General features: G+C 71.6%; 15 protein-coding genes, 1 tRNA gene and 3 pseudogenes. 13 read left to right on the top strand and 6 right to left on the bottom strand.

What is annotated here, in order from left to right; translation table 11 throughout:
* Positions 1 to 484: 484 nt before the first annotated feature.
* Positions 485 to 556 (top strand) — tRNA-Cys (locus AC069X_RS32645).
* A gap of 67 nt (positions 557 to 623) precedes the next feature.
* On the opposite strand, the gene AC069X_RS32640 is transcribed toward AC069X_RS32645, so the two are convergent.
* Positions 624 to 971 carry a hypothetical protein gene (locus AC069X_RS32640; protein ID WP_478734332.1) on the bottom strand — a complete coding sequence of 116 codons (348 nt, stop codon included), beginning with the start codon at positions 969 to 971 and terminating at the stop codon, positions 624 to 626.
* Between the two features lie 117 nt (positions 972 to 1,088).
* A complete protein-coding gene (locus tag AC069X_RS32635; protein ID WP_478734330.1) occupies positions 1,089 to 1,868 on the bottom strand; it encodes a hypothetical protein in 780 nt (259 codons plus the stop codon).
* Positions 1,869 to 2,214: 346 nt separating this feature from the next.
* On the opposite strand from AC069X_RS32635, the gene AC069X_RS32630 reads away from it, so the two are divergent.
* The 3 genes from AC069X_RS32630 (at position 2,215) to AC069X_RS32620 (ending at position 4,118) form a co-directional block, all read left to right on the top strand.
* A complete protein-coding gene (locus tag AC069X_RS32630; RefSeq protein ID WP_478734328.1) occupies positions 2,215 to 2,616 on the top strand; it encodes a hypothetical protein in 402 nt (133 codons plus the stop codon).
* 9 nt (positions 2,617 to 2,625) lie between these two features.
* Complete coding sequence (locus AC069X_RS32625; RefSeq protein ID WP_478734344.1) at positions 2,626 to 3,126, top strand: helicase associated domain-containing protein; 501 nt, start codon at positions 2,626 to 2,628, stop codon at positions 3,124 to 3,126.
* Between the two features lie 620 nt (positions 3,127 to 3,746).
* Entirely contained in the window at positions 3,747 to 4,118 is a 372-nt protein-coding gene (locus tag AC069X_RS32620) for a hypothetical protein (protein ID WP_478734326.1), read from the top strand.
* Between the two features lie 2 nt (positions 4,119 to 4,120).
* Here AC069X_RS32620 and AC069X_RS32615 read toward each other — a convergent pair.
* A pseudogene (locus AC069X_RS32615) lies at positions 4,121 to 4,883 on the bottom strand (transposase family protein).
* Positions 4,884 to 5,062: 179 nt separating this feature from the next.
* Positions 5,063 to 5,446, bottom strand: coding sequence for a hypothetical protein (locus AC069X_RS32610; protein WP_478734324.1), 384 nt, complete (start codon positions 5,444 to 5,446; stop codon positions 5,063 to 5,065).
* 283 nt (positions 5,447 to 5,729) lie between these two features.
* Between AC069X_RS32610 and AC069X_RS32605 the strand changes: the two are divergent.
* Positions 5,730 to 8,275: pseudogene (locus AC069X_RS32605) on the top strand (helicase associated domain-containing protein).
* A gap of 184 nt (positions 8,276 to 8,459) precedes the next feature.
* On the opposite strand, the gene AC069X_RS32600 reads toward AC069X_RS32605, so the two are convergent.
* Positions 8,460 to 9,185, bottom strand: coding sequence for a hypothetical protein (locus AC069X_RS32600; protein WP_478734322.1), 726 nt, complete (start codon positions 9,183 to 9,185; stop codon positions 8,460 to 8,462).
* Between AC069X_RS32600 and tpg the strand changes: the two genes are divergently transcribed.
* A complete protein-coding gene (gene tpg, locus AC069X_RS32595; protein ID WP_478734320.1) occupies positions 9,108 to 9,824 on the top strand; it encodes a telomere-protecting terminal protein Tpg in 717 nt (238 codons plus the stop codon). The two genes, AC069X_RS32600 and tpg, sit on opposite strands and share 78 nt — an antisense overlap.
* A 1,608-nt stretch (positions 9,825 to 11,432) precedes the next feature.
* Positions 11,433 to 12,500 (top strand): M23 family metallopeptidase, encoded by a 1,068-nt coding sequence (locus AC069X_RS32590; protein WP_478734318.1) that lies wholly within the window; start codon positions 11,433 to 11,435, stop codon positions 12,498 to 12,500.
* Positions 12,501 to 12,532: 32 nt separating this feature from the next.
* Here the strand turns inward: AC069X_RS32590 and AC069X_RS32585 are convergent, their stop codons facing one another.
* Complete coding sequence (locus tag AC069X_RS32585) at positions 12,533 to 12,736, bottom strand: hypothetical protein (RefSeq protein WP_478734316.1); 204 nt, start codon at positions 12,734 to 12,736, stop codon at positions 12,533 to 12,535.
* 1,590 nt (positions 12,737 to 14,326) lie between these two features.
* On the opposite strand from AC069X_RS32585, the pseudogene AC069X_RS32580 reads away from it, so the two are divergent.
* From AC069X_RS32580 to AC069X_RS32555, 6 genes and pseudogenes are all read left to right on the top strand, one after another.
* Positions 14,327 to 14,628: pseudogene (locus AC069X_RS32580) on the top strand (helix-turn-helix domain-containing protein); the annotation flags it as partial.
* A gap of 616 nt (positions 14,629 to 15,244) precedes the next feature.
* Entirely contained in the window at positions 15,245 to 17,467 is a 2,223-nt protein-coding gene (locus AC069X_RS32575) for a hypothetical protein (RefSeq protein WP_478734314.1), read from the top strand.
* Positions 17,464 to 18,444: an AAA family ATPase gene (locus AC069X_RS32570; RefSeq protein WP_478734312.1), complete on the top strand. Its 981-nt coding sequence runs from the start codon at positions 17,464 to 17,466 to the stop codon at positions 18,442 to 18,444. Before AC069X_RS32575 ends, AC069X_RS32570 begins: the two co-directional genes overlap by 4 nt.
* The gene (locus tag AC069X_RS32565; protein WP_478734310.1) at positions 18,441 to 19,652 is read left to right on the top strand and encodes a DUF58 domain-containing protein; all 1,212 of its coding nucleotides are present in this window, start codon (positions 18,441 to 18,443) and stop codon (positions 19,650 to 19,652) included. Before AC069X_RS32570 ends, AC069X_RS32565 begins: the two co-directional genes overlap by 4 nt.
* Positions 19,649 to 21,985 (top strand): transglutaminase-like domain-containing protein, encoded by a 2,337-nt coding sequence (locus tag AC069X_RS32560; RefSeq protein WP_478734308.1) that lies wholly within the window; start codon positions 19,649 to 19,651, stop codon positions 21,983 to 21,985. Before AC069X_RS32565 ends, AC069X_RS32560 begins: the two co-directional genes overlap by 4 nt.
* Positions 21,972 to 26,255, top strand: coding sequence for a caspase, EACC1-associated type (locus AC069X_RS32555; RefSeq protein WP_478734306.1), 4,284 nt, complete (start codon positions 21,972 to 21,974; stop codon positions 26,253 to 26,255). The genes AC069X_RS32560 and AC069X_RS32555 overlap by 14 nt, the downstream gene beginning before the upstream one ends.
* Positions 26,256 to 26,302 lie beyond the last annotated feature (47 nt).

Raw genomic sequence — 26,302 nt, 5'->3', positions numbered from 1 at the left:
CTTCGGGGCAGTGAACCGCCTCGCTGCGCTCGCCAGGGTTCGGCTTCGCCGAACCAGAGCCGGCCCTTCGGGCCGGGGTCCTGCGCTTCGCTCCGGACCTGTTCGGCTTTCGCTGCGCTCCAGCCGAACGGCCTGCCGCGCAGGCCTGAGTGACTCCGTTTCACGGAGTCCTGGCCTTCGGCCCGTTGGGCGGGTCCGCTCCGCTCCCCCACCCCGGGTCCTTCCGGCTTCGCCTTCAGGACCAGCCCGCTCCGCGGGCGCCGGCAGCAGTGTCCGTGGTGCCGGTTAGGTTCCCCTTTGACGGGGTCGGCAGCGAAGCCTCCAGCACTGGAAACCCAACGGCGGAAACCTCCCGGCCTGCACGGGGGCGGCCACGGCCTAACCGGCGACCGGGGACAAAGGGCCATTCAGACGCTTGCCGGCACCGGCCCCGTCACACTCAGAAGCCGCTTGAGGGCTGGCATAGGCTGTACAGGCCGCGGTGGGGGCAGGTAGCGCAGAGGTCGACGCTCCCCCTGCAAGGGGGATGACGTCGGTTCGAATCCGGCCCGCCCCACCGCGTGCTCTCAAGATGACACCGTTTCACCGGGTCAAAGCCTGCGGCCTGTTAGGCGGGCTTGCCCTCAGACCCAGTACCCGCCGCAGTTGGCGTCGCATTCGCAGGGTTGCGGTTCCACATCCGGTGCCAGGATCAGCGGGCCCAGCCTCCGTACGAGTTCCTCGTCGTTGAGGTGGCCTCCGAACCGGTCCCAGCTGGCGATGAACCGGCGGAGCCTGAGCCCGAGGTCGAAGACCGCTCCGAACGTCACGATCATGCAGAAGGAGATAGCGCCGTCACGGTCGACCGGATCACTGATACGGGTCTCCAGGTCGCCCTTCAGCCAGGTGAGCATCTCCAGCGTGGACGCGCCTGCGATCGCCTTCTGGCGCAGCGCCTGCTCGATCTCCCGCTGCTCGGCTCCGTAACCCATACCCCACCCCTTCGAAAGAACCAGCCCACAAAACAGTGATTCAAAATGGTGTTCGGCTTAAGACAGGAAAAGATGGCATGGTGCACCTCCGGTCCCGCGAGCGCGTGCCGGTGGACGTCACGTTCCAGGCAGGTTGACGAGGTACCCGTCGCGGGAGTTCCCACGCATGGTGCGCGCCAACTCGGAGATGTGTCGTGCCTGGGTGGCAGACAGTCGGCGCACCTCCCACAGCAGCGCCGCGGCGTCCACTGCCTCCGAGCTGGGAGGGCGTGGCACGTCGCTCAGAACAATGCCCGTCAGTGCGGCCAGTTCGTAGACATCGATCCCCAGTAGAGTGGCGAAGTCCGTCACCAAGTGGGGCGTCAGTTCCTTGCGCCCAGCCCCGATCACACCGTAAGTGGCCGCCGACAGGTACGTGGGCGTCACCACCGCCAGCGTCTTCGCCATGCCCATCCAGTCCAGATTCCGGTACTGGAGCATACGGATGGCCCAACTGCCCGGACCGTCGGCGAGCGGTGCGAGCCGCTTCGGGCGGAATCGGGAAAACCCTTCCTCCTGCGGCAGTGCACGGATGATCTTGAGGAGTTCACGTCGGCCCACCGCTGAAAGGTGCACCGCATCCGTCACGACGTACGGCACCCACCGGGCGGCTGCGGTGTCCAGCGGGGCCATGTCGTCCGGGACCTCCAGTCCCGCGAGGATGAACAGATCGACGGCATGGAAACCCAGCGCAGTCGCAAGGCACCGGAGCAGCCCCTCACCTGGGGTCTCCCCCGCGAGCACTGCGCGTACCTCGACGGTGGTAGACCCGGCCCGGTCGGCCAGCTCCTGCACAGTGAGCTTTCTACGGTCCAGCAGCCGCGCGAGCATCACGCCGAAACCAAGGTGCTCCGTCATCCCAACAGCCTACTCAGAAGCCCGTAATTCAGATACAAGGCGACCCGGCCGGCATACGCCCGCTCGGTATTGACCGACCGCCCTTGCTCCGCAGAGCGACAAGGAACGCAGTCGCCTCACTATGCAGCACCAAGGTGTCTGCCTCGGCAACCACCCACTGCTCTGAGCCCGTTGCCGGAGAGACCGACCGCTCCGCGATGAAGGGCTTCACGCGCCAAACACAACCACCACCCCCAGGACCCCCGCCCCGGCTTCAGACACAGACCGTCCCTGCAGGTGACAGCCGGAACAAACGTCCCTCACACCCAGCCACCTCTAGATAACCGACATCCAGACCGTGGACAGCGTGGCCCTGATCGACCCCAAGGGGTCCGCCGTTGACATCGTCCAGGCCATCGGCCGCGCCCTCCGGCAGAAACCCGGTGAAGGTAAGATGGCCACCCTGATCGTGCCGGTATTCCTGGCCGAGGATGAAGACCCGGAGGACATTCTTACCTCGAAGTCCTATGGCCCTCTCATTCGGGTATTGCAGGGGCTTCCGGCGCATGATGAACGCGCTGTGGAAATGCTCGCAACTCCACAGGAAGCACAGAAACGCACCGTAGCGCCGTCGCGTCCGATCGGCGACGCACCCAACGAGGGCACCGCAGAGGCCCGGCTGCTGCTCCGGTTCGCCGCCCCCCGCGACCCCGCGCTGATCGCGAAATGGATCAGCTACCAGGTCCTCGACACCGAACGCCAGGACTGACGCCGCGGCATCGAGGCCGCATGGCGGTACCGGGAACGGGAACAGCACCTGGAGGTGCCCTACGACCACGTCGAGGGTGCGCACCCGCTGGGGCGGTGGCTGTCCGACCAGCGCAGGGTGCTCCGCGCCGGGCAGATGACCGGTGAGCGCGCGGCCGAACTGAAGGAGTTGGGGATCGTGTGGGACACCGCCGACGCCGGCTTCGCGGAGAACCTCGCCGCCACGCGGGCCTACTACGAGCAGCACGGCACCCTGGCCGCGCCTCGACACGCGACCGCCCTGGACAAACCGGTCGGGCAGTGGCTGACCAACGTACGCCCGCCCGGCGGACTCGGCAAAGACCCCGTACGCGCCGAGCAGCGCGCCGCAGCCCTCGCCGCAATTGACAAGGACTGGAACCCGGGCGACGACGACCACGGGTGGACGGTGGACTGGCAGCGCCAGTACGCGGGCCTGCGCGCCCGCTCCTGGCGGGCGATGCACGCCTCGCGGGCATCGTTCCCCGGGTGACGGCACGGCGAGGACATCGGCCGGTGGCTCGCCACACAGCGCCGCGACTCCCACCGGCTCAACGAAGAACAGCAGCGCCGCCTCGCCGAACTCGGAGTGAAGCCCGCACGGGCCGCACGGGCCAGCACAGCGGCCGCGAAGAGCAACACGACCACAGGGTCCCGACGCGGCGCAGCCGCCTTCCATACCGGCATCCAGGCCCTCACCCAGTACCTCACGCGGGAAGGCAACGGGCTGCCCGGCCGCGCCCACGTCGAGCACCTCCCCGACGGAACCCAACACCGCACCGGAATCTGGATCGCCAACCAAAAACAACGCCGCAACCGACTCCACCCCGACCAACTCGAAGCGCTCGCCCACCTCGGGGTCCAGTGGGCGCAAAGCTGTCGTGAAGGCCGGGAGAACAGCCCGAGGACGGACCTTCCTCCCGGCTCCGGGACGTCATCACCCGGAGGTCGGTGAGGCGCTCCTTCCCGGAGGAGCGGGCTCCGGCTCGGGGGCGGATGCCGAGGAGCCGTCACCAAGGCCCAAGAGAAACGCCAGGACGCCCACTGAGCCCATTCCAACTTCGGGCAACTGCCGGTCAGGGCCCTGTCATGGGCATCTGATAGATCGTGCTCATGACGTTCATGGTGGTGGTCGAGGGGGATGCGGGCGGGTGGCACATCGATCGGAGTGCGCTGACCGAGGCGATCCGTGCGCGGTGGGCTGAGGTTGAGATCGATTCGTCGGCCCGTAGTGCAGTATGCAGTCTTGTCTGGGAGCTCGATACGGAGAACGGCCAGGGTGAGGCTTATCTCCACGAAGACGGAACCTGTCTGTACCTGGATGTGTGGGAGAAGGACGCGATCTGCTTGGCGATTGCCTTCCGCGCGCTGACCCCCATGCACCTTGACCTGGTGTTCTGCGATGAGGGCTACACCTTCGACGTGCGTGTGCTGGTCGGGACCACCGAGGCCGAGCTGACAGCCCTGGTGAATGCCGCCAGCTGAGCTCAGCCCACAGTAGCGAGGTGGAGGACCAGAACGGCCTTCACGGTGGCGGTACTACGGGTCGTGCTGCACCGGAGCTTCGCAGCAGGCGCCACTGCTTCAGGGCGGCTATGGCCTGCTCGCCCACCGCGCGAGTACGTGCATGGGACAGGTTGACGGCTCGTTGACCTGTAGAAAGCCGCTCCCACCGGCCGCGGAAGGGCACCCGGACCGTCCCGCCGGCGCCCTGGTAGCCCTTGCCTGCCCAGCAGGCCAAGCCCGCGCCGGTATGGGCGTCGATGATGCCGTGGGTACGGGCGGCCTTATGTCATGGACCGCGCCCGGGAGAGTGGGTGATGCCCACAGCAGCCGGCCATGCGGATCGGCGATGACCTGCACGTTTATGCCGTGCTTCTTGTGTTTCCCGGAATAGAACGGGCGGTCGGCGGCGATCCGGTCGATCGGCAGCAGCGTGCCGTCGAGGATCACGAACGCCTTGCGTGCCGCGGTCTTCATCGCGGCAGCCAGGTCCGGGGCGAGAGCAGCCAGAGCGTCGACGGCCTCGGCGACGTACCGGTAGGCGGTAGTGGTGCCGACACCGAACCCGGCCGCGAGCTGGGCATAGGTCTGCCCGCACCTCAGATGGGCCAGCGCCAGCAGAGCCTGACGGTCGGTGCTCAGATGTCGCCAGCGTGTGCCGCGACGCTGGCGGTGAGCCCGCAACTGAGCCGACAGGAAGCGCAGGGCGGAGGTAGATACGTCGATCCCGGACCGGTAGACAAGCATGCGAAGCCTCTGGTGGAGGTGGTTCTCTTGGTCGAAAACCCACCTACCAGGGGCTTCACTGCGCTGTCAGCCCAACCAACCATCCCGGGAGCGAGGTTGGAGAAGGCTCACTGGCACCAAGACACCAATTCACACCGGTAACGGCGCAGAGGCCATTCAAAGCCCCTGCGCCGTCAAGTTCAGTTCACCACAACATAGCCGTCCCAGGTGTCAATGAAGTTGCCCCCCATGCCCTTCGCCTCCAGGTAGACACCAACGTAGTAGCCAGGAGACAGGCTGACACCGACTCCGTCCTTATTCGGAATGTACCGTTCAGGACCGATGACGGCGCCGTTCGCACAGTTCTTGATACGGACGTACATGGGCGGCCCGTCGATCTTCTGCACGTCGTACCGACCGTGGGTCGTCACGCACTGCAAGGACTTGCGCCACGTGCCAACCTGCAGGACTGCGCCATCCACTCCCACGTAGGTGATAGCGGCCGCTGGTGATGCGGTCAGCAGTACCGCCCCGAGAGCGGCCGGCACAGCTCCCAGTACGAACCTCTTGAAGGCAGGCTTCATATCTCCCCTTTGGGTTGGTGGGTGCCGGACCCACTGTCGTGGAAGACCGGACAACATGAACAGTGGAGGTTCAAGACAAAAGCTGGCCGGATGGCACCTCGACTGGTTATTGAAGGAAGATCTGTGCGCGTTGAGGGTCAAGCACAGGAATGAAAAATCCAGAGCACCTGAGGTAGCGCCACGCTGGGTGGACGGTTTACCGAAAAGCAACGAAGATTCGATATCTGCTCACAGCAGAATCTCGCGATAGGCGGTGATTCCGGTAAGCTTGAGAGGCGAGAAAGTGCCGGAAATCCAACTTAAGGCGCACCAGATTGCCCAGCGTTCGGAATTCCGAAAGTGGGCGGGATTCTATTCAAGGTCATCTGTTCCCCCGCAGGGCGCCCGAGGCACGATCGTCTCCGCAACCGGCTCGGGAAAGACGATCACCGCCGCCTCGTGTGCACCGGAGTCCTTCCCCGGAGGCCGATTCCTCGTCACCCTCCCCACTCTGGACCTGCTCATGCAGACCGCCCAGGCGTGGCGCCTGGTGGGCCACCGGGCCCCGATGATCGCGGTGTGCTCGCTGGAGAACGACCCGGTCCTCAACGAGCTCGGGGTCCGCACCCCCACGAACCCGATCCAGCTGGCCCTGTGGGCCGCCTCCGGGCCGATCGTCGTCTTCGCCACGTACGCCTCCCTGGTCGACCTCAAGGACATCGACGCACCCGAGGGACAGCGGAAGGTTCGCGGCCCGCTGGAAGCCGCTCTGGCGGGCGGGGAGCGCCTCTACGGGCAGCAGACGGCGGGCTTCGACCTCGCCATCGTCGACGAGGCCCACGGCACCGCCGGCGACCTCGGACGCCCCTGGGCAGCCATCCACGACAACGCCCGCATCCCGGCAGACTTCCGGCTCTACCTGACCGCGACCCCACGGATCCTGGCCGCGGCCCGGCCGCAGAAGGGCACGGAGGGCCAGGAGCCGGAGATCGCGAGCATGGCCGACCACCCCGACGGCACCTACGGCGCGTGGCTGGCCGAGCTGGGGCTGAGCGACAGCATCGAGCGGGGGATCCTCGCCGGGTTCGAGATCGACGTCATGGAGATCCGGGATCCGTCGCCTGTTCTCGGGGAGTCCGAGAAGGCGCAGCGGTGCCCGCGCCTGGCCCTGCTGCAGGCCGCACTTCTGGAGCACGCCGCGGCGTACAACCTGCGTACGGTCATGACCTTCCACCAGAAGGTCGAGGAAGCCGCCGCGTTCGCCGAGAAGCTGCCGCAGACGGCCGCCGAGCTGTGCGCCACGGACGCCTCCGACGCCGACCTGGCCGCCGCCGAGCAGCTGCCGAAGTCCTCGATCGACGCCGAGTTCTACGAGCTGGAGGCCGGCCGTCACGTCCCGCCGGACCGGGTCTGGTCGGCATGGCTGTGCGGGGACCACCTCGTCACCGAGCGCCGCGAGGTCCTGCGCCAGTTCGCAGGCGGCATCAACGCGAACAACCAGAACATCGGCCGGGCCCTGCGGCTCAACGAGGACGGCTCCACGAAGATCGCCCGGATTATCGTGCCCATCTTCCTGGAGCCCGGCGAGGACCCGACCGACATGGCCGCCAGCGCCAGCTTCCGCCCTCTTGTATCCGTCCTCAAAGGCCTCCGCAACCATGACGACCGCCTCGTTGAACAGCTCGCTTCCCGCGCCCTGACGAGCGGCAAACGCAAGGCCCACCTCCGGCGCGACGAGGACGGGCGGATCATCGAGGCCGGCGGCGAAGGTGAGGGCGAGGACCAGGAGGGCGGCGCCGACGCGGCGGCCGAGCCGGCGCTGCTGCACTTCTCCAGCCCGCGGGACGCCGCCACCATCGCAGCGTTCCTGCGCACCCGCGTCTACCGACCCGAATCCCTGGTGTGGCTGGAGGGCTACCAGGCCCTCCTCCGGTGGCGGGCCGAGAACAAGATCGTCGGCCTGCACGCCGTCCCGTACGACACCGAGGTCGAGGTCGGCGTCACCAAGGCGTTCCCCCTCGGCCGGTGGGTGCACCAGCAGCGCAAGGCCCTGCGCACCGGCGAGCTCGAGGACCGGCGCAAGGAGCTGCTGGACGCCCCGGAGGCCGGGATGGTCTGGAGCCCGGCGAGGAGGCGTGGGAGGCCAAGCTCGCCGTGCTGAGGTCGTACCGGCGCACTACGGGGCACCTAGCGCCCCGGCAGGACGCCGTGTGGGGAGAGGACGACGAGATGGTGCCCATCGGCCAGAACATGGCCAACCTCCGCCGCAAGGGCACCAAGAACGGCCTCGGGAAGGACGAGGACACCGCCACGACCCGGGCCGCGCAACTCGCCGCGATCGACAAGGACTGGAACTGCCCCTGGCCACTCGACTGGCAACGCCACCAGCGCGTCCTGGCCGACCTGGTCGACGCCGACGGACAGCTGCCCGACATCGCCCCCGGCGTCCTGTGGGACGGCGACGACATCGGCCGCTGGCTCCAGCAGCAGAAGCAGCCCGCCACCTGGGCGCGGCTGCTGCCCGAGCAGCAGACACGGCTGACCGCACTGGGCGTCCAACCCGACCAGCCGCCGCCCCCGGCCCCGGCCGCCGGGCGCACGACGAAGGGGCCGAGCAAGGCGCAGCAGACGTTCCAGCGAGGCCTGGCGGCGCTCACGCAGTGGGTCGAGCGAGAAGGCGCCCACCGGCCGGTCCCCCGCGCCCACAGCGAGGAGATCGCGGTCGAAGGCGAAGTGGAGCCGGTGACCGTGAAGCTCGGCGTATGGATCTCCAACACCAAGAGCCGGCGCGACAAGCTCACCACCGTCCAACTCGCCGCCCTCACACAGCTAGGGGTGGACTGGGCGTGACAGGTTGAGCCGGCTCCTCGTTGAGCGGGCAGGTCAGCAAAATGGAGGCCCCGGGACACCGTCCGCGCGGGTAGGGCGCACGTGTTCAGGGACGGGTGGCCGTGCTCCGCTCAGTGAGCGAGTCGGGTTGCCCCGCTTGGGACTGAGCGTGGGACCGGGTGGGTGCGCCGAAGGGATGGTGAGATCAGGGTTGCGGGTGGGCACGCCAGGCGCGTGAGAGAGCTTCAAGATCGCTTTGGCGTTCAGCGAAGAGGTCCTGGGGGCGTTTGAGGTGGCAGTCCAGGAAGTGGGTGTCGTCGCGGAAGGGGGTGAAGCCGATGCGGGACCAGGTCTGCGCGAGCTTGACCTCAGCATCACGGCGTTCCGTCTTGGACAGCTTGCGGCCGTCGGCCGGTGCCGGCTGACAGACGACCGCCGCGCACCCTTCGGACAAGCGGCGGATGGCCGCCCCGGCGAGGGCCGGCCCGAGGCCGAACCCGCGCCAGGCCGGCTCCAGGACGACGCGGTCCATGACGAGTAGATCGCCAACCGGGTGCGCGAGCACTTCCTCGAAGTCGGGGTCCCACTCACCGGTGTCGCGGTCCAAAACCGCAAGGCCGATGTGGGCCAGGTCGCCGGTGTAGTCGTCCATGGCGTGCCAGGGATGGCCGGAATCGAACATCCGCACCCTCACGAACGACATCCGGCCCACCGGCACATCCTCGAACTCCTCGGACGCATCATCGTCGCCATCAACCCAGGCCTCCGCCTCAGCGGCCAGGGCGTCCGCGTCAATGCGCGCGTGGACCGTCCATACCTCCCGCGTCTCCTCGAAGTCGTACGGAACGGCGGGATGTTCGTGGTGATAGGTCAGGGTGATGAGCGACGGGTCGGCGGGAAGCAGGGAGACATCAGGCAGCACGGTCGTCACTCCGCGACCGTAGCGCCACGAACCGTCACCGCGCTAGAGAACAACGACACGGCTGACCCCACCGGCTGGGGTTCGCCCTCGAGGCGGACGTCGGATCGCGAGGTCGACCACCCCTCGGCCCTCGCAGGCTTAAGCAGCCAGGCAGCCGTCGCCTGCAAGCGCCGGCCTCCACCCGTACCCCTCGACCAGCGCGCGGGACCTGGCCGTCGAAGAAGGTCCCGCATCATCCGATCCCACCCCCAGGCGCATACCGCACCTGACCCCGCAGCCCGAGCCCGGCCTGCGAATCTGCACCAAGGCTCCACCCGGCAGGTCGCCGCCGTCCTGGGCGTGTCCCAGCGGACCGTCCAGCGCTGGGTGACCCCCAAGCCTGGAAGCCAAGGACGCCCGAACCCCGGCCACGAGCAGAAGATCGCGGAACTCGTACGGGCCCGCTGGCAGCCACTGATCCGTGCGTGCCGCCGGGCCGCAGCGGAGGCCGGTGGTGTGGTCGTCCATACCCGGGCCCGGTTCGGGTTCGAAGCCGGTGGCGGCAGCTCCGACGATCCGCGGTTGCGGCGTGTCACCGGGCGCCTGAACGGGGCGGTGACACAGCAGATCCTCGCCGCCATCGACTTCATCGAGTTCGCCCTCCAGTGACGTGTGGAGGCCGGGTCTGCGGCAGGTCGTCAGTGAGCCGAAGCACCAGAGTTGACACCAAGGCCGGTGTGTTGTCACTCGGGGACGTCTGCCGGCGATGGCAGCGGGTTGGGCCGGCGCCCGCCTGCGCAGGCCAGGACTTCTGTCGCCGAGGAGTTCAGGAAGATCGTGAACACCGACGACCTGTCCGCAGAGTCAATGACACCGGTACGGACAAGCTCTTCCCCAGCCTGCCGCAGGATGTCGACAGAGGCGGCAAGACCTCGATCGCGTGGCCGCGCCGGGCAGCTGAGCGGATCCGAAGCCCGAACACGCCCGCGGCTGCCGATACATGAGCCAACAAGGACAGCCCGTGAGCATGACCGCAGCCTCCGCGGCGGGAGGGATGGAGCATCTCGGCGTCCCGGGCCGACAACACGGCGGCGGCGCCTTGGCCCGCGTCAGCAGACCGGGCGCAGCCCAGGACCGGCCGCCTCGCCCGCTGCGGCGGGCCCGCCGGAGTCCATGCCCAGGTGGGTGCGCGCGTTGTACTGCGTGATGGATTCGCCGGCGTCGGCCGTCTGCGGGGAAGCAGACGGGGGGCACGATCTGGAGCACGTCGAGGTGCTCGCCGGGTGCTGGCTGCCAACGTGCCTGACGGCCCCAGGGAGGGCTTCCCTGCCCCGCCGGAAGGGTAGGCGGCTACAGGGGGCGGGCCGGCGTTGCCGCTGGGAGGTGATGGGGCGCAGGGTGGGAGGCGCCCGGTGGACCTCATGAAAGGTAGTGCGGGCGATGGCCAGACCCGTGTGGACGGGGTCTTGCGGTTCGGGGCTCGTCACTTCTGATACACCGCCTACCGCGAGCGCCTGCTCGCTGAGCACGGCGTTCGATGGGACGACAACGCCTCAGTCGGCCTCACCTGTCCTGTTGCCACTCGACACAGGCCAGTCGGAGTGGCACCACCATCGGGGTCGTGCCAGGATTGAGAGAATCGACCAGGCCCTCAACAGCGCGGCGGTGCCATATGCCCATAGGGGCGCTGCTCCCCATGTGAAACCGTCAGGCAGTGAATCCGAACCCCGAATCCCACACCATTGCTGTGCGCGTTTTCAGCAGCCCTGTGCGTAGGCACTTCGGCCTTGCTCACCGTTCTCGTCCTCCCGGGGAAGTTCTGCGCACGTTCAGATGCTCGATGAAATCGGCGCCCTGCTGACACCGCAGCCCCCCGTCCCAGCCCGCCGTACAGCAATGTGTCGCTTCGCGGCGAGTGTCGACGTATCAGGACACCTGGCCATGCGAGGTGGAGTGATGAAGATCCAACGCTCCCGTCCGGATTCGAACGGGATCACTCGGCATTTGGCGTCGCGAGCAGCGCACCGCCAAGGACGACGGAGGCGGTCGCACCCGATGGCGCTGGCCGCGACGCTTGTCGCGGGGCTGCTTGTCGCGGGGAGTACGTCCGCAGAAGGAGCGTCCTCGGGCCCTGGCGAGCAGGCCGCGCCTGCCGGCGCTCGGGCCGCTGTGATCGTGCCGGACAGCTTCAGCCCCGTAGTCGTCACACCGATCAGCAATCCGACGTCTCCCTGGCTGGGCAGCGACCAGAAGTACCACGTCTCGTACGACTTGCAGTTGACCAACGCCTCGCGGCTGCCGGCCACGCTCACCAAGATGCAGGTGGTCGACGCCAAACGACCTGACACTGTTGTCGCCACCCTCTCCACTCGCCAACTGGTCGATCCCGAATGCGAGTACGGAGCCTGCAATCTGCTGCGGACGCTGCCCTCGTCGAACGCGACCGACACCGTCATGCCTCCCGGCCAGTCCCGAGCCCTGATGGTGGACCTGACCTTCGACTCGCTGGACCAGGCGCCCGCCGAGGTCATGCACCGGCTGTTCCTGACCGGGCAGGCCGTGCCCCCGGCCACCAAGCCGAGCCCGGTCAACTACCTAGCCGCGCCGTACAACATCTCCTCCGGCAAGCCGCGGATCATCGCACCCCCGCTCAAGGGGGACGACTGGGTCGCCCTGAACAGTTGCTGCGGCACCGGCGGGTCGCACCGCATCGCGCTCAACTCTCTGAACGGCAAACTGGCCAACTCCCAGCGCTTCGCCATCGACTGGATGAAACTCACCGACGACGGCAAGTTCTACAGCGGCGACAAGACGAAGAACGAGAGCTACGCCAGCTACGGCGAGGCGGTGTACGCGGTCGCCGACGGCACCGTGAGTTCGACGCTCGACACGGTCGAGGCGGGCACCCCCGGCATCCTGCCCGCCAACGACCCCGTTCTCGGACCGAAGATCACCGTCCAGAACGTGGACGGCAACAACATCATCCAGGACCTCGGCGATGGCGTCTGGGCCATGTACGCGCACCTGATCAAGGGCAGTCTGCTGGTCAAGCCGGGGGATACGGTCAAGAAGGGCCAGAAGATCGCGGAGCTGGGCAACACCGGCAACTCCAACGCTCCTCACCTGCACTTCCAACTGATGGACGACCCGTCACTGCTGCAGGCCGACGCCGTCCCCTACGTCATCGACCGCTTCACTTACCTGGGCCAGATCCCCTTCACGACCTGGGTGGCCACTGACAACTACCTGAGCGGCACCTTCCTGCAGGGCAGGCTGCCCGAGGCACAGTCCCGCACCGATGAGCTACCGCTCGTGCTGGCAGTCGTCGACTTCCCCGATACGTGAGGACGCGCTGGGCCTCTGGGACTGTTCGATGATCAGGCGGCAAGATGATGGCGGAGGGAGAGCTCACCGAAGGTGGCGACAGCCAGTGATCGTTTTGACGTGTGGGTGAAGGGCCCGTCGTTCTTCGACGAGCCCTTCACCGTTCTGGTCACGAGTGTGGGGGGCGCCGAGTTGATTGTGCGGGTCGGTTCGCGATTGGCGGCTCGCGCTGCCTCAAAGCTCTTCAGTACGTTCATGCAGCTCATCTCGCAGGGTCACAAAGTCGTGCTCCAGCATCGTGATGCGTCGCTGTAGCCGGTCGATATCGCCCCGGGCGCCGAGCCCGGGCTCCGCGCAGACACTCTCGCCGAGCTGAGACGACAGGCATTTCTCCAGTTGCCGAACCCGTCGGTGAGACGTTTGTTGGCTTCGAGTGCGTTCGCGAGGTCGGTGCGGAGTGAGGTCCGGCTGACCGTGGCCATCCGTCCGTTCTCGGCGGGGACGCTTGGGGCGACGTGTATGCGTTCCGGCAGGTCGCGGTGACGACAGAGGAACGTCCGGTCGACCCGTTCCATGCTCGGCTGCATGCAGCGCGACGACGGGTGGGACTACAACGCCTCCGTCGGCCTTGTCTGGCCCTGCACAGCTCAGCCCCGGGTTCTTGAAGGGCTTGGCGCCCCTGTCCGCTCCGGCCAACGTGCAGCGCCACGTGCCCGGTCGGGAGGGTGAACGACGCGGGCGCGGGGCCTGGCCGGTGCGCTGGTCGTGCGCCCCCGTAACGTCCGCCTGGTCTCGCGCCCCCCTGAGTCCCCGGGCGGCCGCTTCCGCCAGGGCATGCGGTGGGTGCGGAGCGGGCTACTTCGCGGGAAGTGCGGCAGCGGCTTTCTGCCCCAGTTGCAGCCAGTCGTCCAGGACGTGGTCGTCGAGAACGGATGAATCCCGACGACGTCGCGGCCTCAGGCCGCCGGTGGAGCCGGTACCAGCTGCCGGGCCGTTCCTCGTCCACCCGCTCCACGACCATGTGGGCATTGCCCCGCCGCAGCCTGGTCAGCATCATTCCGATGGCGTGCTTGGTGGCGCGCTTCATCACGTGGCCGCTCTTGTTGGCCGCAATCAGCACGAGGGGATCATCCAACAGGAGACTGACACCGCCCGTGAGCCCCTGACCAGGGCGGTCAAGGTTCGATGGTACGAACCGTGCAGTGGTCAAACCTCCTGGCAATCAGTCAAGGATCGGTGGCACAGGACAGGATGACCTGTAGCAGCGAAGTCAGTCGGCCTGATCGTCCTGACCTGCGTGGACCATGTCCCGTAATGGGCGGTGCCCCCTTGCCGAGCCCGGATCGGACCGTGTCAGTGGCCGGTGACAGGATCGAGGGGTGCCGATCAAGGGACACGACGTCGGCCCGTTGGCGCTGGGCGAGTCACTGCTGGACCATCCGGGCTTCTGGTCGAACTACCTGCTGGCGATGTGCAGCGACGGGGGGTGTCCCGAGCGCCCGTTTCCAGAGTGGTTCGGGGGCGACGGCGCCGATGCCGATGCCCTGTCCGAGATCCTCTTCGATCCCGGACGCTGGCCGGTGTTCAGGGTGCTGGCAGAAGACGGCCCCGGAGCCGTGGTGATCTACCGCAACCTGGACGGCGACTACGGCACCGACTACCTCCTCACCCATCCGGGCAGAAGCTACGCCGAGCAGATCGCCAGCTGGGACGGAGACTTCTCGGGCACTGGGCTGACATGGCACGAACTGGACCGGATCGCCGACAGCGCGTCTGTTGCAACCGAAGGCGTCCAGGACGCGGCCACCCGCTTCCTGCTGCTGCTTCCCCTCCTCACCGACCCGGACGTGCCGGAAACAGTTCACGATGTCGAATCATCCTGGATAGCGCCGTTCTCCGGGCTGAGCCCTCGCGCCTTCGGCAGGCTGGTGACCGTTCTGCGGTACCAGGGTGCGGACGCGGCCCCCAGGGCCGGCCGTGGAGCCTGCCGCTGGAGGACCGGGTCCTGCTGGTCGCGGCCTGCCGGCGAACGAACCTCACCCTGAGGCAACTCGCCCCGCTGTTCGGGGTGTCGAAGTCGGCGGCGGACCGCATCATCGACCCCCTGGGGCCGATGCTTGCTCTCGGAACGGAGCAACCCCGGCGCCGGCGCCCGGGGGACGGCCGGGCGCGGTGTGGGGGACAAGGGCCCGGGGTGCGGCGGAGGCTGCGAGCGGCAGCCGACCGCAGCACAGCCGGACGCGGCGGGCGGGCCGCGCCACGCGAACCGGCGACGGGACACAACACCGGCCGGACACGGGAGCCGCCCAGCCCGGCATCCGCCACGGGGCAGTCCACAGCACGCGGCTGCGGCCTGGGAGCCGTGATGGCCCGGACGCGGCGGAGCGGAGGGCCGACGACCGCGACCACGCACCGCGCGGCGCAGCCCCGACGGCACGCGACGGAGCTCGCGAACAGGCGGACACGGCAGGGCGGTCGGCACCCTGATGGGCGCGGTACGGGACGACAAGGGCGAGATGACCCGCGCGACGGCCACCGCCGACCGCGAATCCGGGCGCCGCACTGAGCCTGGCCTGGGGCTTCAGCACCGACGGGTTCGGCACGTGGCTGTGGTGCCGCCTGGGCACGGTCGCCTGAGCCCGACGCGGGCGATCGACCGGAATCGGTCGGGTACCACCGGCGTTTCGGTCAACTACCGTAAGGGCTCGCTCGGTTGAGGTGACCTGCGGCACAATGACCGTCCGGTGACGACGCATGGGGGCTGCGTGACGTCTGCGAGGGGGAAACGCGGCAGTGACCGCAGGGTCGTCGCCGCCGTGCTCGTGTTCTGCGCGCTCGCCGCCGTGGCCCTGACCTCTCTGGGGCCGCCCCGCGACACCACGCTGCTGCGGTTGGACGCGAGCGCCGCCTGGCTGGTCACCGACGAGCAGGGCCTGCTCACCGCCGTGGACGGGGTCACCGCCCGGCCCGTCACCCAGATCCGCGTCCCGGACGCGGCCGGCAGCCGGATGGAGGTCGTACGCGGCGACACGGTCACCGTACTCGTGACACGCCGGCCCGAGGAGCTCACCGCGACCGCGACCGTGGTGGACGAGCCGCACCTCGCCCTCACGTCGGCACAGCGGCTGTACGCCACGACCTCCACCGTCCTGGTCTCCGGCACGGCCGCCTACACCGTCGACCACGCCAGGGGCGCGATGACCCCCTTGAAGGACACCGGACCCGAACCGGCGCGCGAGGGCGCCCTGAACCCCGGGGGCCCGATCGGGCAAGCGGCGCCGGACGGGCGGGGCGGGGCCTGGCTCCACCTGCCCGACGGCCACGAGGTGCTGCACGTCGACCGGGCCGGGCGCACCGTGCGGCGCATCGGCGTGCCGGGCACCGCCGAGGACGTCACGGTGGTGGCGCGCGAGGGGCGGGCCGTCGCCGTCAACCGCTCCGCGCCGTCCTTCGTCGTCCTGTCCGACGCGGGCGGGGCTCGGGAGGTGCCCGTCCCCGTCGAGGCCGGAGAGGCCGTCGCGGAGGCGGGTCTCGGTGCGGACGGCCGGCTGCACCTGGTGCTCTCGCCGACGAACACCCTGCTGACCCTGGACCCCGGGACCGGGCGGTCCCTGCACCGGGTCCGGCTCCTCGACGGCGCGGCCCGCCGCTGGGGTCCCCCGGTCGAGCAGGGCGGAACCGTGTGGGTTCCCGACCGGGACGGCGCACAGGTGCTGGCCCACGATCCCGCGTCGGGGCGCACCTCGGTCGAGGCCCGCCTCTCCCGCTCCCCCGCACCGGACCTGACGGTCTTCGTCCAGGGCGACCGGGTGTGGGCCGACGATCCGGGCGGGCCGCAGGCCGTGGTGTCGTACGCGGGCACCACCCGCGTCTTCCGCAAGTTCCCGGAACCGGAGCCGGAGCGGACCACGCCGGAGCCGTCGCCCACACCCACACCCAGCCCCAGCCCCACGCCCCGCCCCACGCCGAAGCCCACCCCCAGCATTCCGCCGAGCCCGAGCCCGAGTGCGACTCCCGAGGGCGACGTCCTGCGGCCGAGTCTGCTCACCACCCTGAAGACCCGGGCCCGGACAGTCCGGTTCTCCTCCGACGGCAACACGCTCGCCGTCTCCGACGGAACCCAGATCGGCCTGTGGCGCAGGCAGGGCGACACGTACCGCCTGCTGAGCAGCTTCCGGCCTTCGTCACCGGACGCGACGGCGGGCGAGACCTACGGCATGGACTTCTCCCGGGACTTCCGCTCCGTGCACGTCCTGAGCTCGATCGGCATGTCCCGCTACGACCTCACGGACCCCACGAAGCCCCGGCGCGCCTGGTACTCGTACCTCAACGGCGCGGCCGACGTGCCGTCCTCCAGCAGTCTGGACTCCACCGGGACCCTGTGGGCGGTCGCCACCTGGAACTCCTTCACCCGCGAGGGCAGCGATCTGAGGCTGTTCGACGTGAGCGATCCCGGCACCGCGCGCTACATCGAACACGGCCAGGACCTCGGCGGCAAGGACATCGCCCTGGGCTCGGTGGTCTTCAGCCCGAGGGCGCCCCTGCTCCTCGTACCCACCTGGCAGTTGGCGTCCGATTCCTGGTCGCTGCGGTTCGTGGACCTCACCGATCGGCGCAACGCGCGCGTGGTCAGCATTCCCGTGACGAGGACCCCGTCCCCGCAGTTCACCGCCGACGGGACGCGCGTCCTGGCGGCGGGCACGCGTACGTCCCTGTCCCTGTGGGACGTGCGCGACCCGGCCCATCCGAAGGAACGGGCACTGCCCGAGATCACGCCCGTCTCGGCCGCCGCCCTGTCCCCCGACGGGCACACGGTGGCCGTGTCGTCGAACGGTTCCGTCACCCTGTGGCGGCTCGACGAATCCACCGGCACGCGCAAGGTCGGCTCCCTGCCGGGCGACGACGTCACCCTGCTCGGATTCGGCCCGGACGGGCGGACCCTGGCCGTACGCGAAGAGGGGAACGTGCAACTGTGGAGGATCGGTTGACCGGGTCGGTGCCGGGTGGCGGCGCCGAGGACTTCCGGGGGTTCCGGGGCCGCTTCGAGCTCGTCGCGCAGGCCGTGGACCAGACACTGAGCGGGAAGCGCGAGGTCGTCCGGCTGGCGCTGGCCTGCCTGCTGGCCGAGGGCCACCTGCTGATCGAGGACGTGCCCGGCGTGGGAAAGACCTCGCTCGCGCGAGCCCTCGCGACGGCGTTCGGCGTGTCCAGCAGCAGGATCCAGTTCACACCGGACCTGATGCCGTCCGACGTCACGGGCGTCGAGGTCCACCAGGGCGGCGGCAGCTTCGTGTTCCGTCCCGGCCCGGTCTTCGCCCACGTCGTGGTCTGCGACGAGATCAACCGGGCCTCGCCCAAGGCACAGGCGGCGCTGCTGGAGGTGATGCAGGAACAGCAGGTCTCGGTGGCCGGGCAGGCCCGCCCCGTACCGCGTCCCTTCATGGTGGTGGCCACGCAGAACCCGATCGATTTCGAGGGCACCTACCCGCTGCCCGAGGCCCAGCTGGACCGCTTCATGATGCGGCTGCGCATCGGCCGACCCGATCTGGACGCGGAGAGCGCGATCCTCGCCCGCGACGACCGGACGACGCGCACGACAGGGGGTCCGGAGCCCGTCTTCGACGACCGGGTGCTGACCTCCATGGTGGAGACCGCGCGCCGGGTGCGGGTGGACCCCGCCGTGCACCGCTACGTGGCCCTCCTGCTGCGCGAGACCCGCTCGGACGCCCACGCCGCGGACGTGCGGCTCGGTGCCAGCACCCGGGGCGGGCTCGCCCTGCTGCGGGCCGCGCGGGTCCATGCCCTCGCCCAGGGCCGGCAGGGGGTGACACCGGACGACGTGAAGGCGCTCGCCGGGCCCGTACTGGCCCACCGGCTGGTGCTGACCGACCGGGCCCTCCTGGACGGCCTCACCGGCGAGGACGTCCTGCGCCGCGCCCTGGCCACCGTGGCGGTACCCCGGTGATCACCGCCCGTGGCGCGGGGGTCCTCGGCGTCTGCCTCCTCCTGCCGGCCTGCGCGTGGCTGCTGGACACGCCCGCGCTGGCGGCCCCGGCGGTCGGCGGGCTGCTCACCCTCGGCGCCGCCGCCCTGCTGGTGCGCGCCGCCGCCGCGAACGGCGGCCCGGCCAGGCTGGACAGGGCGACCGTGACACGCGGGGAGCGGGCCACGCTGACGGTGGACCGGCCGGCGGTCCCCCGCTGGATCCCGCTGACCTGCGAGCTCCTGGCCGGGCCGGGTACCTCGGCGGAGTCCGGTCCGGGGCCGACGAGCGGCGACGACGGGGCGCTCGCCGTCCGGTTGGCCACGGAGCACCACGGGGTCCTCGTGCTCGGGCCCTCGGTGCTGCGCGTCCGCGACCCGCTGGCCCTGTTCGGCCGCGACAGTCGGGCCGGCGGCACGCGGACCCTGCGGGTGCTGCCGCGGATCCTGCCCGTGCCCGGTCCGGGGGCGGGGCACACCCGCAGCGCCCAGGTCACGGGGCGGGCGCTCGCGCCGCGCGAGGGCTCGGAGTTCCACGCGCTGCGCGAGTACCGCCCGGGGGACGACGTACGGCGCGTGCACTGGGCGAGCAGCGCGCGCACCGCGACGCTGCTGGTGCGCCAGGACACCTCCGTCGAGGAACCCACCCGTTACCTGTGGCTCGACACCCGGGCCGGCTGCTATCCGGACCGGGCGGCGTTCGAGGAGGCCGTGGACACGGCGGCCTCGCTCGCCGTCGACGCCGGCCGCCGGGGGCACGCCCTGCGGCTGTGGACGAGTGACGGGGCGGTGCTGGACGCCGCCCCCGGCCCCTCCGGCCCGGCCCGTCCGCTGGAGTTCCTGACCGAGGTGACCCCGACCGGGGGCTTCCCCGGGCGGGACGGCCCCGAGGCCGGCGCCGGCGCGGCCCTGCCGACCGGCCTGTCCCGCGGCCCCTACCGGGTCCCCGCCCAGGGCCTGTTGACGGTGGTGACGGGCGAGTCCGCGTCCGGTCATCCGCTGCCCACACCGACGCGGCGCGGCTGCGCGGTCCTCGCGCTGCACCTGGGCGCCGCCGCTCCGGGCTCCGACCCGTCCGGTGCCGGACCGGTGCCGGGGGCCGCGCCGGTGCGTCACCGGCACGCGCGGGACGCGGAGCAGGCCCTGCTGCTGTGGGCCGCTGCGGCGCGCACTTCCCGGAGTCGTGTGTGAGCGGGACGTGCGCGCGCGCTGCGGGTCGGGGGCTGCCCGCCTGTGCGGCGGCGGTCGTCGCCGGCTCCGTCTTTCACCGGGCGTTCGGGTACGAGGCCCTCGCGCTGCCGTTGGCGGTGGCGGCCGTGCTGCCCGTCGCGCTGGTGGTGCTGGCCGCCGGGGGGCGCGGGCGACTGCCGGTGGAGGTCTCGCTGCCGCTGTCGGCGGGGCTGTGCCTGGTGGCGGGCTCCGTGACGCTGCACGGTTTCGCCCTGCCGGACGGGGTGTGGTCCTCACTCGGCGCGATGCCGCGTACGGCCGTCGAGGGGTGGGCCGTCTTCCTCGACGTACCGCTGCCGGCCCCGGCCGACCCGGTGCTGCTGACCGTGCCGTTCACCGCGACGTGGACGGCCGCGGCCTCGGGGGCGGAGCTGGCCGTCCGCGCCCGGCGGGTCCCCGCCTCGACGGTGCCGGGGCTCGCGCTGCTCGTGGTGGCGGCCGCGATGTGCCTGCCCGGACGCGGATCGCTGTCCGGGCAGGTCGTCGCGATCGGCGCGGTGGTCGCCGGCACGTTGCCCCGCCGGCTCGTGACCCCCCGTACGGCGTGGATCGTCCTGGGGCCGGTGGCCGTCACCGCCGCTGCCGCCGTCGCCCTGTCGGCGCTGTGGCCGGGCGGCCGGCCCCCGTACGATCCGCGCGAGCACCGGCCGACCGTCGAGGAGTCGGAGGCCGTCAGCAGTCCGTTGGCCCAGTACACGCAGTGGGAACAGCGGCCGGACGAAGCGCTGTTCACCGTGGAACGCGGCCCCGCAGGCCCCTCGTCCGCCGGCCCGGCCGACGGCATGGAGCGCTGGCGGCTGGCCTCTCTCACCGACTACGACGGCCGCCGGTGGAGCCCGCACGACGTCTTCACCCCTGTCTTCGGCCCCCTGCCCGCCGATCCGGCCCTGGCGGAGGGCGCCTCGGGGCGGGGCGAGGGCGGCCGGCCCGCCTCGACCGTGATCCGGAACCTGACGGGTCGGCTGCTGCCCGTGCCCGACGCCGCGCTGACCGTGCGCCCGGACGGCGACCGCCTGCTGTTCAACCGGTTCGAGCGCACGGCGCTCGCCGCTACGGCCCTCGCGCCCGACGTCCGCTACCGCACCACCGGGGCCGCGGCCCCCGCGGTCACCCCCGCCGACGCGGCCGGGCTGGCCCCCGCGTCCGGCCCGCCGCAGGCCCTGGACGTACCGGGATCCGTCCCCCCGGCACTGCGCGAGCTGGCCGATCGGGCCCGAGGCGCGGCGAGCACCCCGTACGGGCGGGCCCAGGCCCTCGCCTCCGAACTGTCGCGCGAGTACCGGCGGGTGGCGAAGGCCCCGTTGAACCAGCCGATCGCCTCCCTCACCCGGTTCCTGACCGACCGTCGGGGGTCGGCCGTGGACTTCGCGGCCGCCTACGCCCTCGCCGCCCGCCTCGAAGGCCTGCCCTGCCGGATCGTCGTCGGGTTCCGCGTCCAGGGCGGAGCGGGTCCGCACACCGTGCACGGCCGGGACGCGGTCCTGTGGACCGAGGTCGCCTTCGAGGGCGTCGGCTGGCTGCCGTTCGAGCCCGTGGCCGCGACGACCCCGCTCGCCGAGGAGGACGTACGCCCCGAACCGAGTCCGGTCGCGCCCCGACCGGTGCCCTCGCCGTCGCTCTCGCCCGCGCCCGGCCCGTCGGGCACGGCCCCTTCCCCCGCGGTGACACCGCCCGGGGCGGCTCGGGGGCTCGGCCCGGCGTCCGACGCCACCTGGGGCACGTGGGTGATGGTGGCCGCGGCGGCACTCGTCGCGGGCGGGGTGGCGGGCCGGATCTGGTGGGTCCTGGTACAGCCGGTGCTGCGCCGTCGCGCCGGACGCCGTACGGGCACGCCCGCGCAGCGGGTGCTCGCCGCCTGGCAGGACGCCCTGCACGCCTTCGACACGGCGGGCGCCGCGCCACCCGTCCCCTCCCACACCCTGGTGGAATCCGCCCGGCTGCTGTCGAGCGCCGAGCCGGTGGCCGCCGTCCGCGCCTCCGCCGCCTCCCTGGCCCGGCTCGCCACCCGCGCCCGGTTCTGCGAGCCGACCGCCGCCGAGACGACGGCCGGGGCCCCGTTCGAGGCGATGGGGCCGCAGGACGCCGAACTGGCCTGGCTGTCGGCCGAGTCGATACGCGACGCGCTGCGCCCCGGACGCCTGCTGTGGCTGCTGGTCTCGGCCACCCGCGTCCTGCTGCCGAGGAACCTGTCGGCCCGGGCCCTGCCCGCACGGGCGCTGCCCGCACGGGCGCCGGCCGCACCGGCGCGGGCCGTCCGTCCCCGAACCGAGGAGGAACGCGTTGAGCACCGTTGACCTCGGGCTGGCCGCCGAGGGCTGCCACGTCCTGCTGATCGGCAGCGGGTTCAGCCCCGCCCCGGACGCCCTGCCGCCCGTCCCCGCCGTGCACCGGACCCTGACCGACCTGGCCGCCGCCCTGCGCGAACACTGCGGGGTCGCGCCCGGGCGGATGACGGTGCTGGAGGACCCGCCGGACCCGGAGACCTTCGCCCGCGCGGTGCTGGAGGCCGCCCGCGCCGCCCACGACACCCTGCTGCTGTACTACGTGGGCCACGGCCTGGTCGGCCGTCGCAACGAGCTGCGCCTGTGCACCCGCGCCACCACGGGGGACCACGACACCCTCCCGTACAACACGCTCTCCTTCGGCCAGGTCCTGGACCTGGTCCGCAGGCACAAGCCGGGGCGGCTCATCACCGTCCTGGACTGCTGCCACGGCGGTCGCGCCGCGGACGTCCCCTTCACCGGGCTGAACCGCCACTACCTGCTGCCCGCCGCCGCCCGCGACGAGGTGGCCCTCGCACCGCCGCACGCCGCGCACACCACGTTCACCGGTGAACTGCTCGCCCTGCTCGACGAGGGCGATCCGGGGGCCTCGGCCCATCTCACCCTGGAGGACGTGCGGCGCCGACTGGCCGGGCGCGGGCTGGAGCCCCGCGTCCAGCAGGACAGCACCACCGGCTGGTTCGCGCTGGCCCGCAACAGGGCCTTCGTGCCCGGACACGAGAGCGCGCCCCGGCCGCCGGACACGGGGATCTGCCCCTACCCCGGTCTCGCCGCGTTCCACGAGTCGAACCGGCGCTGGTTCCACGGCCGCGAACAGGTGAGCGCGGACCTCGTGACGGCCCTCACCGCCCCCGACCGGCCCGGCCTGCCGTTGATCCTGCTCGGCGTCTCCGGCGTCGGCAAGTCCTCGCTCCTGCGCGCCGGCCTCCTGCCCGCCCTGCGCCGCGACGCCCGCGACGCCCGCGACGCCGACACGCCCCTCGGCTGGGAGCCCGTACTCCTCGCCCCGACGGCCCACCCCCTCGACGCGCTGGCGCAGGCCCTGACCGGCCCGACGCGGCTGCCCGTCGGGCCCCTCGGAAGGCTGCTCGTGGACGAACCCCACGCGGTGGCCGACCTGTCGAGCCGCCCCGGAGCCGGACTCGCCCTCATCGTGGACCAGTTCGAGGAGACGTTCAACCTCTGCGAGGACGAACAGGAGCGCACCGCGTTCATCCGCGCGCTCACCGCGCTCGCCGCCGTCGGCGGCTCACCGGGGACGCGGACCCCCCTGACCGTCCTGCTCGCCCTCACCGCACACTCCTTCGCCGCCTGCGCCGAACGGCCCGAACTCGTGCGGGCGGTGACGGAGCGCCAGTTCGTCGTGCCGCCCCTGTCACCCCGCGAGATCCGGGCCGCCGTCACCGAACCCGCCCGGCAGGAGAACCTGCGTATCGAACCGGGCCTGGTCGACCTCATCCTCACCGACCTCGGCCACGGCCTCGACCCCGCGGGCCCGGAGCGCACCGCCACCGTCGGCACCGGCCTCGTCCACCTCGCCCAGGCCCTCACGGCGACCTGGGAGCGACGCGTCGACGGCGTGCTGACCGTCGGGGGCTACCGGGCCTCGGGCGGCATCGCCGGCGCCGTCACCCAATCCGCCGACGAGGTCCTGCGCGGCCTCGATCCGAACCAACGGCTCGTCGCCCAGCAACTGCTGCTGCGCACGATCCGTCCGGGCCGCCCCCTGGAGGGCGTGCCGCCCTTCCGCCAGGCCGTGGACCGCGACACGCTCGTACGGGAACTGGGCGACAGCCACACACCGCCCCTCCTGGACCTGCTGCTGCGCGCCGGCCTCCTCACCCAGCACGGGCAAGCCGTGCAACCCGCCCACGAGGCCCTGCTCCAGAGCTGGCCCCTCATGCGCAGGTGGCTGGCCGACGACCCCGAATGGCGTTCGCGGCACGCCCAGTTGACGGACGCGGCGGCGGCCTGGCGGGCCGCCGGCGAGCACGAGGCGGACCTCTACCGGGGCCACACACTCGCCCGGGCCCTGGAGCTGACCGCGGACCGGACACGGCTGGAGGTCGGTGCGGAGGCCCTGCGGTTCCTCGACGCCTCGGTGCGCAGCCAGCGCTCGGCCACCCGCCGTGCCCGCACCGGACGCCGTCTGCTGCTGCTCGGAGCGACGACGTCCGCCGTCGTGCTCGCGGCGGCGTCCGTGCTGGGCTGGGTGGCCCACCGGGCACAGGAGCGGGCCACGGCCGACGCGGGGGCCGGACGGTCCAGGCAGTTGGCCGCGTCGGCGCTGGCGCTGCGCCATGTCGATCCGCTGCTGGCGGGACGGCTGGCCGTGGAGGCGGAGGGCAGCGCCCACACCGACGAGTCGTGGGCGGCGCTGATCGCGAACTCCGGCCTGCGGCCGACGCGTTCCGCCGGCGACGGGCCGGACCTGCCGGCCGCGACCTCGCTCGCCGTGGCGCCCGACCGCCCCCTGGTGGTCCTGGCCTCGGATGACCGGGCCCAGGTGTGGGACATCGACGCCGGCAGGTCCGTCGCCGCGCTGAGTCCCCGGAGTCCCATCGCGGACGTGGCCTTCTCCCCCGACGGGCGTTGGATCGTCGTGGCCGCCGGCGCCCTGTTGTTCTGGGACGCCGCACGGCCCGGTCCGGACCCCGTCCGTCGGCTGGAGGTGCCCGGCGGAGTCGGGGGCGGCATCAGCTTCTCCCACGATTCCGCCACCGTCGCCCTCACCGGCGAGGGCTCCACCCGTCTGGTGTCCGTCGACCCGGCGCGGCCGGACCGGGTACGGACGCTCACCGGCGAGAGGGTCGGCTACGGCGCCGGCGGCAGGGTGCTCGCCGGTCAGGACGGGCAGGGGCGGTTGGTGGTGCGCCGGGTGGCCCAGGACGGCACGGAGGGCGCCGTCCAGGTGCTGCCGGGCTCGTCGGGCCCGTACGTGGGCCTGCCCGGCGTCACGCCCGACGGGAACAACCTGGCCGCGGCACGGAAGGACGGCACGACCGAGGTGTGGTCGTTGTCGGGGGAACCGCGCCGCACGCGGACCGTCTCCGCGGGTCCCGGACCCGCCTCGCCCGCGCTGTCGCCCGACGGCCGGCTGCTGGCCGTGGCCCGTACCGAGGGAGTCCAGGTCTGGGACGTCCACGAGCCCGCCCCGACGCTGCTGGGTCAGACCGCCGGGCAGGGCGCGGCGCGGCTGATCACCTTCCTGCGGGACGGGGACCGGTTCCTGGTCTCGGACGCGGCCTCGGCGCGGCTGTGGGACACTCGGGCCCTGCGTCAGCCGGGCGCCGTCGGCGCGGCTCCGGTGGAGTCCGCGGCCGCGGTGGCGTACCGGCCGGACGGGCAGGCCCTGGCCGTGGGCGGCGGGGACGGGGCGGTCTCGGTGCGGACGGTGACCGGCGAGGCCGTGCCGCTTCCCGCCGGTCTCGCGGCGGCGTACGGACAGCGGGTGCGGGACCTGGCCTTCGCTGCGGACGGGCGCACCCTGATGGTGGTCCGGGGGCGGGGGGTCGAGTTGTGGGACTCCCTCGACGCGGGGGCCGCAGGACCGGTGGCCGTGTTGCCGGGGGGGCGCGCGGCCGTCGCCTTCGGCGCCGCGCGCCTGTCCGTACGGACCGGGAAGGAGACCGTCGAGTGGTGGGACATCCGCGCGCCCGCCCGTCCCGTGCTGCTGTCGTCGGCTCCGGACACGGGGGCGCGCGATGCTCCGGTGGCCCTCGTTCCCGACGGTCGTACGGGGTTCACCGGCACCTGGTGGGATCTCACCGACCCCACGTCACCCCGTGCCCCCGACAAGAACGGGTCGTCGCCGCCGGCGGACTCCGTCCTGGTGGCCGGCCCCGACGGCGCGTTGGCCGTCGGCGGCGACCTCGCGCGGGTCGCCGTGTTCCCCCGGGCGGGCAAGGAGACCTGGACCGGTCCCGGGATCCCCGCCCTCGTCCCGACGGCGCTCGCCCTCTCCCCCGACGGCGCCCTGGCCGCGACCGGCGACGACGAGGGCACCGTCCGGCTGTGGCGACGCTCCGACGGCGGGCAGTGGCGGGCGCTGGCGGAACTGCCCCGGCGGACCGGCCGGGTGACGGCCCTCGCGCTGTCCGCGTCGGACGGGCTCGCGGTCGGCGTCGCGGACGGACCGGTGCTCGTCTCCGACCTGTCCCGCAGGGCCCTCGTCACGGCCCTGTGCGCCACACCGGTCCCGACGGGGGACGAGGCCGAGGCCCGCTGGCTCGGCTACGGGGGCCGCGGCACCTTGGGCTCCGCCTGCGGCCCCACAGGGTAGCCAGACCTCGCGAACGCACACGTACCACGACACACACACGACACCGG

Source organism: Streptomyces sp. NPDC043896 (assembly GCF_056435605.1).
Note: the sequence above shows the minus strand (reverse complement) of the source record. Positions and strands in the feature narration are given on the sequence as shown.

Bases quoted from the DNA above. Each gene is read 5' to 3' on its own strand.
- AC069X_RS32635 (WP_478734330.1), bottom strand. From the start codon at position 1,868: ATGACGGAGCACCTTGGTTTCGGCGTGATGCTCGCGCGGCTGCTGGAC.
- tpg (WP_478734320.1), top strand. From the start codon at position 9,108: ATGTTCGTGGTGATAGGTCAGGGTGATGAGCGACGGGTCGGCGGGAAG.
- AC069X_RS32585 (WP_478734316.1), bottom strand. From the start codon at position 12,736: ATGAACGTACTGAAGAGCTTTGAGGCAGCGCGAGCCGCCAATCGCGAA.
- AC069X_RS32640 (WP_478734332.1), bottom strand. From the start codon at position 971: ATGGGTTACGGAGCCGAGCAGCGGGAGATCGAGCAGGCGCTGCGCCAG.
- AC069X_RS32620 (WP_478734326.1), top strand. From the start codon at position 3,747: ATGACGTTCATGGTGGTGGTCGAGGGGGATGCGGGCGGGTGGCACATC.
- AC069X_RS32610 (WP_478734324.1), bottom strand. From the start codon at position 5,446: ATGAAGCCTGCCTTCAAGAGGTTCGTACTGGGAGCTGTGCCGGCCGCT.